This is a genomic window from Blastococcus sp. CT_GayMR19, assembly GCF_004570385.1.
GTDB lineage: Bacteria > Actinomycetota > Actinomycetes > Mycobacteriales > Geodermatophilaceae > Blastococcus_B.
The window spans coordinates 443,458-460,315 of sequence record NZ_SPQL01000001.1; the positions used below are offsets into that span (position 1 = coordinate 443,458).

Here is a 16,858-nt window from a genome sequence, read left to right on the forward strand (position 1 = left end):
TCGCGCAGCCGCGGCCCGGGCATCACCGCCTCCAGCGCCGCGACGTCCATCAGCTCGGCGTCCCGGGCCGGTACGGCGTTGCTCACCGCTCGGGTGCCCTCCCGTGCCGCAAAGTGAACCACTCGACGTAGGCCTGCACCGCCGTCGGCAGAGTGGGATAGATCCGGTCGGCGCCCACCCGGTCGACCAGTCCCGCAGCCCGCAGCGCGACGAACAGGTCCTGCTTCACCCGCGCCATCGCGAACACCACCCCCCGCCGGGCGAGTTCGGCGCGGAGCTCCTCGAGGGCGTCCAGCGCGGTGAGATCGACCTCGACGTTGGACTCGGCGTTGAGCACGAACCACTCCACCGGCGCGGACGCCGCCTCGACCGCGGCCAGCGCGCGGGTCCGGAAGTTCTCCGCGTTGGCGAAGAACAGTGGCGAGTCGTAGCGGTAGACGATGAGCCCTTGCACCAGCCGCGCTTGGGGATAGTCGTCGACGTCGTGCATTCCGGCGGTCCCGGGGACGAAGCCGAGGATGCCGTCGTGCGGTCGGGCCACGCGCCGCAGGAGCTCGGCGATGGAGAGGCCGACGGCGACCAGGACGCCGGTGAGGACGCCGAAGACCAGCACCGACACCAGCGTGGCCATGGCGAGCAACAGCTCGCTGCGACGGAAGTTCGCGAACCGACGGAACTCACCGATGTCGATCAGCCGGAGGGCTGCGTAGACGACGATGGCGCCCAGCGCTGCGGTGGGGAATGTCTCGAGCGCCGGGCGCAGGAACAGCAGCGCCAGCACCACCGACGCCAAGGCGACGAGGGAGTGCAGCTGACTACGGCTGCCGAGGGCGTCTCCGATGACGGTTCGGCTCCCGCTGCTGCTCACCGGGAAGCCCTGGGCGACGCCGGCGGCCAGATTGGACATGCCGAGGGCCAGCAGTTCCTGATCGGCGTCGATCCGGTAGCCGTTGCGGGTGGCAAAGGCGCGCGCGGTCAGGACGTTGTCGACGTAGCCGACGATCATCACGCCGAGCGCCGGGCCAACCAGGTCGGCGAGGTCGGCCACCCCGACCGCGGGCAGGTCGACGGCGGGCAGCCGCCCGGGAATGTCTCCGACCAGCTGGACCCCCCGGTCGGCGAGCGACAGCGCGGCGACGGCCGCCGAGGCGACCACGATGCCGATGAGCGGCGCGGGGGCGCGGCGGAAGCGCCGCTGCACGACGAGGAGCAGGACGAGTACGCCGACGGAGAGCAGCGTGGTCGCCGGGTGCATGTCGTCGAGTCCACCGACGAACGACGCGACCTCGGCCACGACGCTGCCCCCCGTCACCGGGACCCCGGTGACCTTCTCGAGCTGACTCACGATCATGAGCACAGCGATCCCGGCCATGTACCCGACCAGCACGGGCTTGGAGAGCAGGTCGGCGAGGAAGCCCAGCCGGGCCACCCGGGCCGCCAGGCACAGCCCGCCGACGACGAGCGCCAGGGCCGCGGCCAGGACCGCGTAACGCGACGGGTCGCCGGCCGCGAGCGGGGCGATGACGACGGCGGTCATCAGTGCGGTGGTCGACTCCGGCCCCACCGACAGCTGCCGCGACGAGCCGAAGACCGCGTAGGCGATCAGGGCTGCGCCGATCGCCCAGAGCCCGACGACGGGCGGGAGACCGGCCACCTCGGCGTAGGCCATCACCTGCGGGAGCAGGTACGCGGCGACAGCGGTGCCGGCCAGGACGTCCGGTCTCAGCCAGCCGCGCTCGTAGCGCCGTAGCTGGTGGAGGCCCGGGACGAGGCGCCACGGGTCGCGCGCCCCGGTGTCCGTCACAACCGGCCGGACCGCGTCACGCAGTCATCATGGTGCGCAGCCGACCGGGGTGGTGTCGTTCAGTCGGTCAGGTCGCGGACGACGGCGTCGGCGAGCAGCCGCCCCCGGTCGGTGAGCACGGCGCGACCGCCGGCGTGGGCCGCCGGGTCCAGCAGCCCCCCGGTCACCGCCCGGGCCGCGCGCGCCCGGCCGGCGTCCGAGAGCGCGGTCAGCGGCAGGCCGTCGCGCAGTCGCAGCCCGAGCATCACGGCCTCCAGTGCCCGGTCGGCGTCGTCCAGCAGTTCGGCGTCCTGGGCCGGGCTCTCACCGCGGGCCAGCCGCTCGGCGTAGGCGGCCGGGTGCTTGACGTTCCACCACCGCAGCCCGCCGACGTGGCTGTGCGCGCCCGGGCCGATCCCCCACCAGTTGGCACCGGCCCAGTAGAGCTCGTTGTGCCGGCAGCGGGCGCCCGGACCGGTGGCCCAGTTGGAGACCTCGTACCAGTCGAGCCCCGCCGTGCCGAAGGCGGCGTCGGCCTGCTCGTAGCGGTCGGCGAGGACGTCGTCGTCGGGCATCGGCAGCTCTCCGCGGGCGATCCGGCGGGCCAGGCGGGTGCCCGCCTCGACGATCAGCGCGTAGGCGCTCACGTGGTCCACCGGCGCGGCGAGGACGGCGTCGAGCGAGGCCTGCCAGTCGGCGTCGGACTCCCCCGGTGCGCCGTAGATGAGGTCGAGGTTGACGTGCTCGAAGCCGGCGGCGCGCGCCTCGTGCGCCGCCTCGACCGCGCGACCGGGGGTGTGCACGCGGTCGAGCACCGCCAGCACGTGCTCGGCCGCCGACTGCATGCCGAGGCTGATCCGGGTGAAGCCGGCCTCCCGCAGCCGGGCCAGTGAGGCCGGGCCCACCGACTCGGGGTTCGCCTCCGTCGTGACCTCGACATCGTCCGCGACCGGGAAGAGCTCGCCCACGGCGCCGAGGACGGCGGCGAGGTCGTCGGCCGGCAACAGCGTGGGCGTGCCGCCGCCGACGAAGACGGTCGAGACGGTCGGCAGGTCGGGGCCGAGGGTCCGTGCGGCCCGCCGCAGCTCGGCGATCGCGGTGCCGGCGTACTCGCTGCGGTTGGCCCCCGGGCCGAGCTCGTCGGAGGTGTAGGTGTTGAAGTCGCAGTATCCGCAGCGCGTCGCGCAGAACGGGACGTGCACGTAGAGACCGAACGGCGTGGTGGCCAGCCCCTCGCGGGCGCTCTCGGGCAGCCGGTCGGGGCCGGGGTTCCCCGGCGGCGGGCCGGGTGCGGCGAGGAGCGGGAGGACGGTGTTCATCTACGCCCAGTGTGCCGCGCCGGTGCCACCGCCCGGCAGGATGCCGCTGTGATCTCGGACCGCGTGCTCCAGGTGGAGGTGTCGCGCGGGGTCGCGACCCTCACCCTCGACTCCCCCGCCAACCGCAACGCCCTGTCCCGGGCGATGCGCAGCCAGCTGGGCACCGCCCTGACCGAAGCGCTGGCCGACGACGCCGTCCGGGTGATCGTGCTGGACCACACCGGCCGCGTCTTCTGCTCGGGGATGGACCTCTCCGAGGCCGCGGGCGGCGGGGAGCAGGACCAGGGCGTGCGCGAGTTCCCCGCGCTGCTGGAGGCGATCTGGTCCTCCCCCAAGCCGGTCATCGCGGTGGTGCGCGGGCCGGCGCGCGCCGGTGGGGTGGGCCTGCTGGCCGCCTGCGACGTCGTCGTCGCCGGCACGTCCGCGACGTTCGCCTTCGCCGAGGTGCGCCTGGGCATCGTGCCTGCGGTGATCTCCGCCGTCGTCGTGCCGCGGATGGTGCCGCACGTGGCGCACCGCCTGCTCCTCACCGGGCAGGTGTTCGACGCGGAGATCGCGGCGAACGGCGGGCTGGTCGACCTGGTGGTGCCCGACGCCGACGTGGACGGCGAGGTCCGGGCGCAGCTCGTGCACCTGACCGCCGGGGCGCCGGCCGCCCTCGCCGAGACCAAGCGGCTGCTGCGTGCCCGGACGCCGTCCCAGGACTTCGACTCGCTGCTGGAGCTCTCCGCCCGCTACTTCGCGAGCGAGGAGGGCCAGGAGGGCATCGCCGCCTTCCGCGAGAAGCGCCCGGCCCGCTGGGTGCCGACCACCGACTGACGCGCGGACCGGCTCCGAGAGCTCAGAGAACCCGGAGGGCGGGACGCTGGCCGGCGCTGCCGGCGTGGGCCCGCAGCCACGGGACGAACTCGGCCGTGGGCATGGGGCGGCCGTGGTGCCAGCCCTGCCCGAGGTCGCAGCCCATGGAGGACAGCAGGTCCCAGGTGGGCTGGTCCTCGATGCCCTCGGCGACGACCTCGAGGCCCAGGTGCCGGCCGAGGTCGACGATCGCCCGGACGATCGCCACGTCCTCGTTCTGCCCGCTCAGGTTGGTGACGAAGCTGCGGTCGATCTTCACCTCGTCGACGGGAAGGCTCTTGAGGTAGGACAGCGACGAGTAGCCGGTGCCGAAGTCGTCCACCGACAGGCGGACGCCCAGGGCGCGGAGCTGGTGCAGCAGCGCGATCGCCCGCGCCGGGTCGGCCATGACCGAGCCCTCGGTCACCTCGAGGGTGAGCCGGGACGCCGGGACGCCGTGCCGGCGCAGCAGGCGGGACACCTCGTCGACGAGGTCGGCGTCCAGCAGGCTCCGGGTCGACAGGTTCACGGCCACCCCGAGGTCGACGCCCTGGCGGCGCCAGTCGGCGACGGCGGCCAGGGACAGGTCGAGGACCCGGGTGGTGACCAGGCCGATCAGGCCACTGCGCTCGGCCACCGGGATGAACTCGTCGGGCGGGATGAAGCCGAGTTCCGCGTGGTTCCACCGGACCAGGGCCTCCACGCCCACGGTCTCGCCGGTGGCGAGCCGCCCCTGCGGCTGGACGTGCACCTCGATCCGGCCGTGGCTGAGGGCGGTGCGCAGCTCCGACACGAGCATGAGCCGGCGGGGGTTGTCCGAGTCTGCGTCGGGTTCGTACAGCCGCAGACCCCCGGTGGAGGCCTTCGCGTCGTACATCGCCATGTCGGCCCGCTTGAGCAACCCGGCCGGGTCCGTGGCGTGCGCGGGCGCCATCGCCAGGCCCAGCGAGCCGCCCACCTCGACCTCGAGCCCGTCCAGCGGCACGGGCTGCTCCAGCGAGCGCAACAGCCGGCGGCCCACGCGGACGGCGCGATCCTCGTCGTCGATGCCGCTCAGCAGGATGGCGAACTCGTCCCCGCCCAGGCGGGCGACGAAACCGGCCGGTCCGACCGCTGTGCGCAGCCGCGTGCCGACCTCGACCAGCAGCAGGTCGCCGTGCTGGTGACCCAGGGTGTCGTTGACCTCCTTGAACCGGTCGAGGTCGAGGATCATGACCGCTGCTCCCGGGGAGCGGCCGTCGGCCACCTCCTCGAGCGCTGCCGCCATCTGGCGCTGCAGCGCGGCCCGGTTCGGCAGCCCCGTCAGCGCGTCGTGCAACGCGTCATGCCGCAACTGGTCCATGAGCTTGCCGTTCTGCAGCGCGACGCTGGTGTGGTGGGCCACCGTCTCGAGCAGCCGGACGTCGTCCTCGGCGTAGGTGCGGACGTCCCCCAGCCGATCGGTGACGACGAGGACCCCGAGGATGCCGGTGCCACCGCGCAGGGGCACGGCGACGGCCTCCCGGGCGACCTGGGCGTCGAGCCATCGGCGCTCGTCGGCGTCCCGCGTGCCGCGGGTGATCAGGAGCGGCTCGCCGTCCCCGACGACGCGGGAGAGCAGCCACTGGTCCGCCGGCGCGGGAGCCTCCGAGGACCGGCCGAGACGCCCGGTGGCGCCCAGCCGCACGTGCGCGACGTCGCCGCCGTCGGACGCGACGAAGGCGACCTCGGCGCGCTCGGCGTGCAGCAGCTCCCTGGCCTCCCGCAGCACGTTGCGCAGGGTCTCGTCGACCTCGGGTGCGCTGGTGACCGCCTGCGCGAAGCGGTAGAGGCGCTCGGTGTTCAGATGCCGGTCGGCCAGGGCCGCGTAGCCGCGGTAGCCGAGCAGGAGGGCGGCTCCGGTGAGCAGCAGCAGCACGGCGCTGTGCGGTGCCACGGTCAGGCTGAGGACGGCGACCAGGCCGACCGTGATGACCAGCGGGGCCGCGGGATCGCCGCTCACCATGTTGCGGAGGATCGGCCGGATCCGCAGGTCCCCCTCGTAGACGGCGATCACCAGGGCGAGCGCGATGCTGGCCACGCAGTTGGCCGCGATGGGACCGGCGTACCCGCCGAGCCAGACCAGGGAGCTGGTGACCTCCCGGCCGCCGCCGACGAGGTGGAAGACGGCAACGGCGACCGACGTCTGCAGCGCGATCATGGCCAGGTTGAACACGGTCTTGAGCAGCGAGGACCGACGGTGGAGGACGAAGATCGCGGCCGAACCGGCGAGGCGGCCGATCAGCAGCTGCACCGGTGAGGCGAGGAAGAGGCCGAGGACGAGCGGCAGCTCGCTGATGGAGACGGTTCGGGCCTCACGCCGGATCTGCAGGTGGAAGACGCAGGCCTCGGTCGCGGCGAAACCGGCCGCCAGTACCCACCACGGAAGGTCGAGGAAGGCTGCGGGTGCCGGCTCGGCCATGAACGGGATCCCGGCGAGCGCCGCCAGCGTCAGCAGGGCCAGGGTCAGGGCGACGACGAGCAGCGTGGGGCGCACGCGCCGCAGCAGCGCGGGGCGCGGCGGCGTCCGGTCGACGTCCATGCCTCACCTCCTTCCTCTACCGAGGACGGCAGAACGGGGTGGGACGTTGAGTCCCACCCCGTTCGCCTCACCCCGCTGGGTCAGGACCAGTTGTCACTGCGCCAGGTCTGCGCCGACCAGCCGTGGTCGCGCCAGGTCTGGGCGGACCAGCCGTTCTCGCGCCAGGTCTGGGCCGACCAGCCGTCGTCGCGCCAGGTCTGCGCGGTCCAGGTGCCGTCGCGCCAGGTCTGGGCCGACCAGCCGTCCGACGTCCAGGCCGCGCCGGTCCAGTCCGCGTCGAGCCAGGTGGCGGTCGGCCAGGTCCCGTCCTGCCAGGCGTCGCCGGTCATGCGCTCCCCGCGCCAGGAGCCGTAGCTCCAGGCGGTGCCGCCGGCGGTCTGGCGGGACCACGTGTAGCCGCTCCAGGCGCGGCCGAAGATGTCGATCTCACCTCGGAGCTCGGACGAGTCCGCCCCGACGTGGAAGCTGCCGCGCGCCTTCTCCAGGGATCCGGTGCCCGACCCCCAGCGGGTGGCGGTGAGGGAGTCGAGCAGCCCGCCCACGGTCCCGAGGAGAGAGTTGAGGGGATTGGTCAGCACCGCACGGAGGTTGACCAGGCCGCTGCCGCCGAAGATCGGCAGCGTCGAGAGGATGCCGCTGGCGGTGGTCGTCATCAGCTGCTTGACCTGGGCGGGCGTGAGCCAGGGGTACTTCTGCAGGATCAGCGCCGCCTCTCCCGCGGCGACCGCGGTCGCCTGCGACGTGCCCGAGGCGCGCGCGAACCGCTCCCCGACCCGCGCCTGCGGGTTGTTCGAGTCCGACACGCCGCCGGGCACGCGGAGCCCCAGCACCGACACACCCGGGGCGACGACGTCGACGTGCCGGGCGTCGGTGCCTCGGGTGGACCAGTCCGGGACCGTGTCGTCGGAGGGGCTCACCGTGCCGGCGCTGTCCATCGCACCGACCGCGAGGACGTGCGGGTCGTAGGCCGGGTTGGCCAGCGTCTTGTTCGGCTCGGCGTCGTTGCCGCCGGCGGCGACGACGACGATGCCCTTCTTCAAGGCGTTCTCGACGGCGAAGGCGAGCGGGTCGACCGTGCTGCTCTGCACCGAGTCGGTGCCGTAGGCGAGCGAGATCACCCGGATGTTCAGCCCCGGGTCCTTCGCGTGCTCGACGACCCAGTCGATGGCCGCGATGACCTGCGTGACGTCTACCGCGCCGTTGCTCGCGCCGACCTTGACGTTCACCAGGGTGGCGTCGGGCGCGATCCCGGTGAAGCGCGCCGGGTCTAGATACGACGAGGGGGTCCCGGCGGTGTCCCGGCCGGCGATGATCGACGCCATGTGGGTGCCGTGCCCGAAGGCGTCGAGGTGCGCCATACCGGGCAGCTGGCTGTCGAACGACAGGTCGGGCCCGTTGACCACGTTGCCGCTCGTGAGACCCGGCACCGGGGCGACGCCGGTGTCGATCAGGGCCACGCCGACGCCCTTGCCGGTGAGCCCCTTGCGGTAGGCGTCGTGGGCGCCGACGACCTCCGCGATGTTGTACAGGGAGCCCTTGTCGGCCGCTGCGTCGTAGCCCAGCGCGGGGTTCACCTCGGCGTGGGCGACCCCGAGGCCGGAGCCGGCGAGCAGGGCGCCCAGGGTCGAGACCGCGACACCGCGGACCGCGCGGCGGCCGAGGGGGCGCCGCGGGAGCCGGTTTCCGTTTCCTGATGACATTGCGTGACCTTTGCCTTCGATTGCGTGATGCACCGCGAACGACTCGTCCCTGAATCGCACCCTCAGTAACCCGCTAACCGCGCACAGTGTCATCACCCCACGGGCCACCAGCTACCCCATGGGATGACCCTGCGGGCCTGATCACGCCGTTCCCGGCCTGCCGCGGGGCCCTCGACGGCGGGGGCCGCCCAAGGGTCGCTCCGCGCGACCGCTCACGCTCCGTCACCGGCCCGGGCTCCGCTGCCCGAGCGCGTCCGGCCCGACGCGCCATCCCCACAGGCGCGACCGCCCGCCGGGGCGGCATGCTCCGCGCGGTCGGCGGAGCCGACTCGCGCCGGCTACCGCAGGCGGCGGGTGTTGTCCGGCAGCCGGGCGGTGACGCCCTGCCGGTCGAGCCACTCCATGAGCGGCACGGCCACCCGGCGGCTGGTTCCCCAGGCCTGCCGCGCCTGGCTCAGCGTGAAGGGTTGCGCGACGTCGGCCAGCCGGGCGCGGGCCTCTCCCTCGATCCCCGGCGCGAGGTAGACCCCCTCCGCGATCCGCAGCAGCTGCCCGCTGCGCACGGCGGCCCCCAGCTCGCGCACGCCCAGCCCGGCGGCGGTCAGGTCGCCGGCCTCGGGTGCGGCGAACGGGTCCGCGGCCAGTCGGGCACGGACGCCGTCCACCGCCCGCTGCACCGCCGGGGGCAGGTCGGCCGAACCGTCGACGACGCGCCCCTCCCGCAGCTGCAGGGGCGGCCGGACCACGGCGGTCAGCAGCTCGGTGTCCGGCAGCTCGAGGACCCGACGCACCACCTCGGCCGGCGGCCCCGGTTCCAGCGGATGCGCCTTCCGGTAGGCCGCCACGGCGCGGGGCAGCCGCGCGGCCAGCCCGTCGGCCAGGCCCGGGGCCACGAGCCACGGTCCGTGCACCGTGGCGCCCTCCGGCACCGGCCAGCCCATCGCCGCGAAGTCGTCGGCACGGACCACCCGACGGCGGGTGAGGTCCGCCGCGGCGCCGGCCAGCAGCGTGGGCCGGGCCGCGAGCTCGGCGGCCCGCTGCCGGGCGGCTCCCCGGCGACGCAGCTCGGGCGGATCGACGTCCCGCACGTCGGCACCGAGCACGCGACGGTTCCCGGGGTCGCGGAGGAGGAGCCGGTCACCGATCCGCACGGGCAGCGGGGACGCCAGCCGCAGCCGGAGCACCGCGCCGTCCAGGGGACGCAGCCTCGCGCCCACGGTGGCCGATCCGACGTGCACGACCGCCTCGGCCGGCAGTGACTCCTCCGGCCCCGCGGCGAGGGTGACGTCGAGCAGCGAGGTGCGGCGGAACGCCGCGGGGGTGAGCAGCGCGTCGCCCCGGGACAACTCCTCGAGCGCCACGCCCCGCAGGTTCAGCGCCACCCGCGCCGTCGCGGCGGCCCGCTCGACCGGCTCGCCGAGCGAGTGCATCCCCCGCACGCCCACCTCGCGATCGCCGAGGAGGAGGCGGTCGCCCGTGGCCACGGTCCCGGCGGCGAGGGTGCCGGTGACGACGGTGCCGGCGCCCCGGATCGTGAAGGCCCGGTCGATCCACAGCCGCACCGGCGCATCGGCGTCGGCGGTGGGCAGGCCGGCCAGCAGTATCTCCAGGGCCTCGGCCAGTTCCGGCAGCCCGGCGCCGGTGAGCGCGCTGACCGCGACACCGGGCACGTCGCCCATCGAGGTCCCGGTCAGCCGCTCGTGGACGTCGGCGAGCACCGGGGCGGGATCGGCGATATCGGCCTTGGTCACCGCCACGAGCGCGTGCCGGACGCCCAGGGCGTCGAGGACGGCGACGTGTTCCGCCGTCTGCGCCGACCAGCCGTCGTCGGCCGCGACCACGAGCAGCGCGGCGGGCACAGAGCCCACCCCGGCCAGCATGTTGCCGACGAACCGTTCGTGACCGGGGACGTCGACGACCGCGAGCCGCCGGCCCGACGGCAGCGTCGTCCAGGCGAACCCGAGGTCGATCGTGAGGCCCCGGCGGCGCTCCTCCGCCCAGCGGTCGGGCTCCATGCCGGTGAGCGCGCGGACCAGCGCGGACTTGCCGTGGTCGACGTGGCCGGCGGTGGCGAGGACGTCCATGCCGGTCACGGAGAGGCGCAGTCCAGCACCGCGACGGCGAGGTCCTCGTCGGACGACGGCGGCAGGCTGCGCAGGTTCAGCAGCGTGCGGTCGCCCTCCAGGTAGCCGACGACCGGCGGGGCGCCCTGCCGCAGGCGCTCGGCGAACGACGGCGGCAGCGACACCGCGGCGCTCGGCAGGGGCTGCTCCGGCGCCCCTCCCCCGCCCACCCGCGCGTCCGCGTCGACGGCGACCGCGTCGATGCCGGCCTCGGCGAACCGGGCGGCGAGCGCGCGGGCCCGTGCGCGGAGTCCCTCGAGGTCGGCGGCGAGCATCTCCTGCACCGGCGGCAGCGGACCGCGCAGCGTGGCCTCCAGCGCGGCGAGGGTCGTCTTGTCCACCCGCAGCGCCCGGTAGAGCGGGTGCCGGCGCAGCCGCTGCACCAGGTCGGTGCGCCCGAGCACCAGACCCGCCTGCGGACCGCCGAGCAGCTTGTCCCCGCTGGCCAGCACGAGGTCGGCACCGGCTTCCAGCGTGCTCTGCAGGTCCGGCTCGTCCGGCAGGGTCGGATGCGGGCGGAGCAGACCCGAGCCGACGTCGGCGATCAGCGGGACGCCCGTGCCGGCCAGCGCCGCGGCGAGCTCACCCACCTCGACCGCCCGGGTGAACCCGCGGACCACGAAGTTCGACGGGTGCACCTTGAGCACCGCTCCGGTGTCCGGCCCGAGGGCGCCCCGGTAGTCGGCGAGGGTGACCCGGTTCGTCGTCCCCACCTCGCGCAGCCGCGCGCCGGTCGCACCGAGCAGCTCGGGGATCCGGAACCCGTCGCCGATCTCGACCAGCTCACCGCGGGCCAGCACCAGCTCCCGCCCGGCGCCCAGTGCGGTCGCGACCAGGGCGAGGGCAGCGGCGCAGTTGTTGACCACGATCGCGGCCTCGGCCGCCGGGACGGCGGCGACCAACGCGGCGATCGCCGCCTCCCCGCGCGGGCCGCGGCGGCCGGTCCCGAGGTCCAGCTCGACGTCGGTGGTGCCGCTGGCCGCGGCGACGGCCTCGACGGCGGCTTCGGACAGCGGCGCACGGCCGAGGTTGGTGTGCACGAGGACGCCCGTGGCGTTGAGGACCGGCCGGAGGCTGCCCGCGGTCGTGGGCAGGGACGCGAGGACGGCGTCCACGGCGTCGGGGGGCGCGACCTCGCCGTCGCGGATCCGCTGCTGCACGCGTCGGACGGCGCCCTTGACCAGGCCGCGACCCAGCCGCTCGCCGGCCGCGGCCAGCTGCGGGTCGGCGAGGAGGGTGTCGGTGCGCGGCACCTGCCGGCGGGGATCGGTCATCGCTGCGCAGCGTAGGCGGCAGGGAGGTATGGCGGAGGCGGACGGGAATCGAACCCGCCTGACCGAGCTACTCGGCCACGTCGGCTTTAGAGGCCGCGGGGGTCACCAGACACCCTGACGCCTCCGATCGGGAGCCTACGTGCCGGGGCCGCCGGAAAATGTCAGAGGGCGTTGTCACCATCCCGCCATGACCCGCACCGAGTTCCGCCCCGCCGCGACGCTGCCGCCGGTCACCCTCGCCCCCGAGGAGGCAGCCGCCGTGGCCGTCGCGCTCGCGGCCCAGCCCGACGGCCCGTACGCCGCGAACGGCAGGGGCGCGCTGGAGAAGGTCCTCGAGGCGTTGGAGCCCGATCCGGAGCGGCGCGCCCGGCTGCTCGCGACGAGCTTGTGGGTCAGCGCCGAGGCCGGTCACTCCGCCGAGGTCCGGTCGGTCGTCGAGCAGGCCGTGACCCGCCGGCGGGTGCTGATCGTCCGCTACCGCGACGGCAAGGGCGCCACGTCGCGTCGCGAGGTCGAGCCCCAGCTGCTCGCCAAGAGCGGCCGGCACTGGTTCCTGGTGGCGTGGTGCCGGGAGCGGGACGCGATGCGGTGGTTCCGGGAGGACCGCATCGAGAGCGTCGAGCTGACCGCGGAGACGTCGCCGCGGCGGGAGCTCACCGACTTCGGCACCCCTCCGGCCGACGGGCATCCCGCGGGCCGGGCCCTGAGCAGGACCCACCCTGCGGAGCGGTCCCCGGGCACGGTCACCGCGGCGGCGCCTCCCCGGCTGGTCGTGCTGCCCGGCGGCAGGTCCCCGTCGCGACCTAGATTCGACGGGTGACCACCGCACCTGCCCGCATCCGGCTCACCCAGTTCGCGCACGGCGGCGGCTGCGCCTGCAAGATCCCGCCCGGTGAGCTGGAGGCGGTGGTCGCGGGGCTGACCGCCACCGGCCCTGCCGCACCCAACGCGGAACTCGTCGTGGGCCTGGACGACGGTGACGACGCCGCCGTGGTGCGGATCGCCGGCGGCCAGGGCCTCGTCCTGACCACCGACTTCTTCACCCCCGTCGTGGACGACGCCTACACGTTCGGCCGGATCGCGGCGGCCAACGCGCTGTCGGACGTCTACGCCATGGGCGGCACGCCCGTCGTCGCGGTCAACCTGCTCGGCTGGCCGCGCGACGTGCTGCCCGCCGAGCTCGCCGCGGAGGTCCTGCGCGGCGGGCTCGAGGTGGCGCAGGAGGCCGGCTGTCACGTCGGTGGGGGCCACTCGATCGACGACCCGGAACCCAAGTACGGGATGGCCGTGACAGGCCTGGTCGATCTCGACCGGCTCCTCCGGAACGACGCCGCGGTCGCGGGGACGGCGCTGTCGCTGTCCAAGCCACTCGGGGTGGGAGTGCTGAACAGCCGGATGAAGGCGACCGGCGAGGTCTCCGAGGAGGCGGTCGCCTCGATGGCCGCACTCAACCGCGAGGCCGGGCAGGCGGCGGTCGCCGCCGGCATCCGCGCCGGCACCGACGTCACCGGCTTCGGCCTGCTCGGGCACCTCTACAAGATGGCGCGGGCCAGCGGAGTCACCGCGGTCGTCGACGCCGCCGCCGTCCCCTACCTGCTCGGCGCGCGGGAGGCGCTGGCGGAGGGGTTCGTCTCCGGCGGCACCCGCCGCAACCTCGACTGGGTGCGGCCGCACACCGACCTGTCGGCGGTGTCCGAGGACGAGGCGCTGCTGCTCGCCGACGCGCAGACCTCCGGCGGGCTGCTGCTCGGCGGGGAGATCCCGGGGGCGGCCGTGATCGGGGAGTTCGTGCCGCGCGGGGAGCACGTCGTCGTCGTCCGGTGAGCAGCGGGACGTTCCGCGCGGAAAGTCCCCGCGTCGCCGCTGCCGGGGCGCTCCGTTAACGTCCGAACATGCTTGCAGCCTTCGTCTCCACGCCCGCACCGAAGGACCCGATGTCCGTTCTGGAGGTCGGTGACCGTCCCGAGCCCGAGGTGCCGGACGGCTGGACGACGGTGCAGGTCAAGGCCGCATCGCTCAACCACCACGACCTCTTCAGCCTCCAGGGGGTCGGGCTGCCGCAGGAGCGGATGCCGATGACCCTCGGCACCGACGCCGCCGGGATCGACGCGGACGGCAACGAGGTCGTCGTCCACGGCGTCGTGGCCAGCCCGGGCTGGACGGGCGACGAGACGCTGGACCCCAAGCGTTCGCTCTTCTCCGAGCTGCACCAGGGGACCATGGCCGAGCGGGTCGCCGTCCCGAAGCGCAACCTGCTGCCCAAGCCGGCCGAGCTGTCCTTCGCCGAGGCCGCCTGCCTGCCCACCGCCTGGCTCACCGCCTACCGCATGCTGTTCGTGAAGTCCGGGCTGCGGCCGGGGCAGACCGTCCTCGTGCAGGGCGCGAGCGGCGGCGTCGCGACCGCGCTGATCGTGCTCGGCCGGGCCGCCGGCTTCCGGATGTGGGTGACCGGCCGGACCGAGGAGAAGCGGGCCGCCGCGATCGCGATGGGTGCGGACCAGGCGTTCGAGACCGGCGCGCGCCTCCCCGGCCGGGTGGACGGCGTGATGGAGACCGTCGGCGAGGCGACCTGGTCGCACAGCGTCAAGTCGCTGAAGCCGGGCGGCGTGATCGTCATCTCCGGCGCGACGACCGGCTTCAACCCCGGCGCCGAGCTCAACCGGATCTTCTTCACCCAGCTCTCGGTGATCGGCTCCACGATGGGCACCCGCGCGGAGCTGGAGTCGCTGATCGAGCTGTGCCGGGTCAGCGGGATCCGCCCGCAGATCGACGTCGAGCTGCCGCTGTCCCAGGCGCGCGACGGCTTCGAGCGCATGCTCGAAGGCCGGACCGCCGGGAAGATCGTCTTCACGGTCTAGCGCCGCAAGATCACCACCCGCTGAGCGCCCACATCCCACCCGGGTGAGGGCGCTCAGCGCGTTCTCGTCCCGATCCTGTCAATCGAGGTTGACAGGGCGCCAGAAATCAACCTAGGTTGACAGGCATGGCAGACACAGCGCAGGTGGCATCCGCTGCCAGCAGCCGCGATCCGGCGGTGGGACTTCGCGCCGTCCGTTCGCTGCGGACGCTCGTCGAGCGCCTGGAGGCCCTCCAGGTCGGCAACGCCCGCGACCAGGGCTGGACGTGGGACCAGATCGCCCAGCTCCTGGGCGTCACCCGGCAGGCAGTGCACAAGAAGTACGCGAGCGGCCGCGGGCCGCTCCGGCGGAAGGACTGACATGTTCGAACGCTTCACCACCGAGGCCCGGCTGACCGTGGTCGCCGCCCAGGAGGAGGCCCGGGCGCTGCACCACGACTGGATCGGCACCGAGCACCTGCTGCTGGCACTGGCGGCGCAGCCGGAAACGGCGAGCGGCGCCGTCCTGACCCGGTACGGGCTCACGCACGACGTCGTGACCGACGCGGTGGCCGGCCACGTTCGCGGCACCGACCTGGACGCCGACGCCCTGTCCACCCTCGGCATCGACCTGGACGCGGTCCGGAGCAGCGTCGAGGCGGCGTTCGGTCCGGGGGCCCTCGACAGTGCGGGTCGCCGCGGTCACGGGCCGGGCAACCACATCCCGTTCACGCGGCCCGCGAAGAAGGTCCTCGAGCTCTCCCTCCGCGAGGCCATCGCGCTGAAGTCCAGGAGCATCGGCGACGTGCACCTCGCACTCGCCCTGCTCCGCGCCGGCGAAGGTCTGGCACTGAAGGTCATCCACGACCGGGGGGTCGACCCGCTGGACCTGCGCCGGGACCTCACGGCGGCGCTGGCGTCCTGACCGACCCTTCCGCACGGGGCGACGGCGCCCGGACGGGCGAACCCGTCCGGGCACCGGAGGAACGAACACCTGTCAGGCTCGCGTGTACGCGCCGGCCTGCAGCACGCCCTGGGGGTCGTAGGTCGCGGTGACCTCCCGGAGCCGGGCGAGGGTCGCCTCGTCGTAGCACCGCCGCGCCGAGACGGCGTCGTGCGGGATGCCGAAGTTCGGCCACACCCCGCCGGTGTCCCAGTCCGCCAGCGCCGTGAACACCTGGTCGGCGTGCGCCAGCCCGCCCGCGGCCATCTCCTCGTCCGCCGCCATCGCGACCGTCAGCACGCTGAACTTCGCCGCCCGGTGGCTGAAGGCACTCGGGTGGGCGCCCTCGCGGGCGTACGCGCCGCCGAGGTGGCGCACCTCGACCAGGACCTGGGGCGAGCCCGACCCGTAGCCCGCGACGGCGAGCAGCTTCTCGGCCGCCTCGGCCGGGAACCCGTTCAGCAGGATCGCCGGGTCGACGACCGGCATCGGGTCGACCGGGTCGGCGTGCACGTGGTCGATCTCGGTGTAGGGCCGCAGGTTCGCGTCGTCCAGGATCACCGGCGCGACCGCCCGGATCTGGTTCAGCAGCCGGGCCCCCTCCTCCGGCTCACCGGTCCACAGGAACCGGATCCCGAGGCTCATGCGCCCGGCCAGGGGCGGCGGGATCTCCGGCAGCGGCGGCAGCTGGAAGATCACGAACGACGTCGTCCCCTGCTCCGGCAGGTCGTCGGCCCAGCCGCGCCACCGGTCGATGACCTCGGCCGCGTCGGCGCCGTCGAAGTAGACCGCCCCGCCGTAGAAGGTCGGCATGTGGATCAGGTCGAACTCGAGCGCGGTCACGATGCCGGCGGCGCCCTTGCCCCCGCGGAGCGCGAAGTACAGGTCCGGGTACTCGGTCGGGGTCACCCGGCGGAAGACGCCGTCACCGGTGACCACCTCGAAGGCGCGCACCCGGTCGGCGTTGATGCCGTAGGTGCGGGCCAGGGGACCGACGCCGCCGCCGGTCGTGTAGCCGACGATGCCGACGTCGGTGGTGGAGCCGTTGACCCCGGCGAGGCCGTAGGCCGCGGCGACCGGAACCAGCTGCGACCACTTCACGCCGGCACCCACCCGGGCCCAGCCCTCGGGGTGCACGGTCACCTCGTCGAGGCCGCGGGTCATCACGAGCAGGTGCCCGGCCAGCGAGCGCTCGGCACCGTGGCCGGTGGCCTGCACACCGGCGGTGAAGCCGTGGGCCCCGGCGAAGCGGACGGCCTCGGCCACGTCCTCGGCGGTGCGGACGGCGACGACGGCGGCCGGCCGCATGGGGACGGCGAGGTTCCACGGCGAGACGAGCGCGTCGTACTCCGGCTCGTCCGGGGTGTGCACCGAGCCGGTCAGCCGCGCGCGCAGGCTGTCGAAGGAGACGTCGGAGGCGACGACGGGGGCGTCGAGGGTGAGCGTCACGGGGATGTCCTCCAGTTCGGATCGAACGAATGGA

The 16,858-nt window shown here is 74.4% G+C and carries 13 protein-coding genes and 1 tRNA gene; 6 read left to right on the forward strand and 8 right to left on the reverse strand.

Annotated elements, in window-relative coordinates:
- Positions 1 to 82: 82 nt before the first annotated feature.
- On the reverse strand, positions 83 to 1,804 hold the full coding sequence (gene sulP / locus E4P39_RS02195; RefSeq protein ID WP_135134716.1) for a sulfate permease: 1,722 nt from the start codon (positions 1,802 to 1,804) through the stop codon (positions 83 to 85).
- Between the two features lie 59 nt (positions 1,805 to 1,863).
- Positions 1,864 to 3,102 carry a radical SAM family heme chaperone HemW gene (hemW, locus tag E4P39_RS02200; RefSeq protein WP_135134718.1) on the reverse strand — a complete coding sequence of 413 codons (1,239 nt, stop codon included), beginning with the start codon at positions 3,100 to 3,102 and terminating at the stop codon, positions 1,864 to 1,866.
- 48 nt (positions 3,103 to 3,150) lie between these two features.
- On the opposite strand from hemW, the gene E4P39_RS02205 reads away from it, so the two are divergent.
- The gene (locus E4P39_RS02205; RefSeq protein ID WP_135134719.1) at positions 3,151 to 3,921 is read left to right on the forward strand and encodes an enoyl-CoA hydratase-related protein; all 771 of its coding nucleotides are present in this window, start codon (positions 3,151 to 3,153) and stop codon (positions 3,919 to 3,921) included.
- A gap of 22 nt (positions 3,922 to 3,943) precedes the next feature.
- Here E4P39_RS02205 and E4P39_RS02210 read toward each other — a convergent pair whose 3' ends face one another.
- The 5 genes from E4P39_RS02210 to E4P39_RS22100 form a co-directional block, all read right to left on the reverse strand.
- The gene (locus E4P39_RS02210) at positions 3,944 to 6,499 is read right to left on the reverse strand and encodes a bifunctional diguanylate cyclase/phosphodiesterase (RefSeq protein WP_135134721.1); all 2,556 of its coding nucleotides are present in this window, start codon (positions 6,497 to 6,499) and stop codon (positions 3,944 to 3,946) included.
- Between the two features lie 80 nt (positions 6,500 to 6,579).
- Positions 6,580 to 8,199 carry a S8 family serine peptidase gene (locus tag E4P39_RS02215; protein WP_135134723.1) on the reverse strand — a complete coding sequence of 540 codons (1,620 nt, stop codon included), beginning with the start codon at positions 8,197 to 8,199 and terminating at the stop codon, positions 6,580 to 6,582.
- Positions 8,200 to 8,537: 338 nt separating this feature from the next.
- Positions 8,538 to 10,283: a selenocysteine-specific translation elongation factor gene (gene selB / locus E4P39_RS02220; RefSeq protein ID WP_135134842.1), complete on the reverse strand. Its 1,746-nt coding sequence runs from the start codon at positions 10,281 to 10,283 to the stop codon at positions 8,538 to 8,540.
- A 5-nt stretch (positions 10,284 to 10,288) separates the two neighbouring features.
- The gene (selA, locus tag E4P39_RS02225; protein WP_135134725.1) at positions 10,289 to 11,596 is read right to left on the reverse strand and encodes an L-seryl-tRNA(Sec) selenium transferase; all 1,308 of its coding nucleotides are present in this window, start codon (positions 11,594 to 11,596) and stop codon (positions 10,289 to 10,291) included.
- A gap of 29 nt (positions 11,597 to 11,625) precedes the next feature.
- Positions 11,626 to 11,721, reverse strand: a tRNA-OTHER gene (locus E4P39_RS22100).
- Between the two features lie 62 nt (positions 11,722 to 11,783).
- Between E4P39_RS22100 and E4P39_RS02230 the strand changes: the two genes are divergently transcribed.
- The 5 genes from E4P39_RS02230 to E4P39_RS02250 all read left to right on the forward strand — a co-directional run bounded on the left by E4P39_RS02230 (position 11,784) and on the right by E4P39_RS02250 (position 15,357).
- Entirely contained in the window at positions 11,784 to 12,416 is a 633-nt protein-coding gene (locus tag E4P39_RS02230; protein WP_135134727.1) for a WYL domain-containing protein, read from the forward strand.
- Positions 12,413 to 13,420, forward strand: coding sequence for a selenide, water dikinase SelD (gene selD, locus E4P39_RS02235; protein WP_209306287.1), 1,008 nt, complete (start codon positions 12,413 to 12,415; stop codon positions 13,418 to 13,420). Before E4P39_RS02230 ends, selD begins: the two co-directional genes overlap by 4 nt.
- A gap of 68 nt (positions 13,421 to 13,488) precedes the next feature.
- A complete protein-coding gene (locus tag E4P39_RS02240) occupies positions 13,489 to 14,454 on the forward strand; it encodes a zinc-binding dehydrogenase (protein ID WP_135134729.1) in 966 nt (321 codons plus the stop codon).
- 125 nt (positions 14,455 to 14,579) lie between these two features.
- Complete coding sequence (locus E4P39_RS02245; protein ID WP_135134730.1) at positions 14,580 to 14,813, forward strand: helix-turn-helix domain-containing protein; 234 nt, start codon at positions 14,580 to 14,582, stop codon at positions 14,811 to 14,813.
- A gap of 1 nt (position 14,814) precedes the next feature.
- Positions 14,815 to 15,357, forward strand: a complete 543-nt coding sequence (locus tag E4P39_RS02250) for a Clp protease N-terminal domain-containing protein (protein ID WP_135134732.1) — start codon at positions 14,815 to 14,817, stop codon at positions 15,355 to 15,357.
- A 72-nt stretch (positions 15,358 to 15,429) separates the two neighbouring features.
- Here the strand turns inward: E4P39_RS02250 and E4P39_RS02255 are convergent, their stop codons facing one another.
- A complete protein-coding gene (locus tag E4P39_RS02255) occupies positions 15,430 to 16,824 on the reverse strand; it encodes an FAD-binding protein (protein ID WP_135134734.1) in 1,395 nt (464 codons plus the stop codon).
- Positions 16,825 to 16,858: the final 34 nt, after the last annotated feature.

Coding starts and splice junctions, on each gene's coding strand:
- E4P39_RS02240 (WP_135134729.1), top strand. CDS start 13,489: ATGCTTGCAGCCTTCGTCTCCACGCCCGCACCGAAGGACCCGATGTCC.
- E4P39_RS02230 (WP_135134727.1), top strand. CDS start 11,784: ATGACCCGCACCGAGTTCCGCCCCGCCGCGACGCTGCCGCCGGTCACC.
- hemW (WP_135134718.1), bottom strand. CDS start 3,102: ATGAACACCGTCCTCCCGCTCCTCGCCGCACCCGGCCCGCCGCCGGGG.
- E4P39_RS02210 (WP_135134721.1), bottom strand. CDS start 6,499: ATGGACGTCGACCGGACGCCGCCGCGCCCCGCGCTGCTGCGGCGCGTG.
- E4P39_RS02245 (WP_135134730.1), top strand. CDS start 14,580: ATGGCAGACACAGCGCAGGTGGCATCCGCTGCCAGCAGCCGCGATCCG.
- selB (WP_135134842.1), bottom strand. CDS start 10,283: ATGGACGTCCTCGCCACCGCCGGCCACGTCGACCACGGCAAGTCCGCG.
- E4P39_RS02250 (WP_135134732.1), top strand. CDS start 14,815: ATGTTCGAACGCTTCACCACCGAGGCCCGGCTGACCGTGGTCGCCGCC.
- selA (WP_135134725.1), bottom strand. CDS start 11,596: ATGACCGATCCCCGCCGGCAGGTGCCGCGCACCGACACCCTCCTCGCC.
- E4P39_RS02215 (WP_135134723.1), bottom strand. CDS start 8,199: ATGTCATCAGGAAACGGAAACCGGCTCCCGCGGCGCCCCCTCGGCCGC.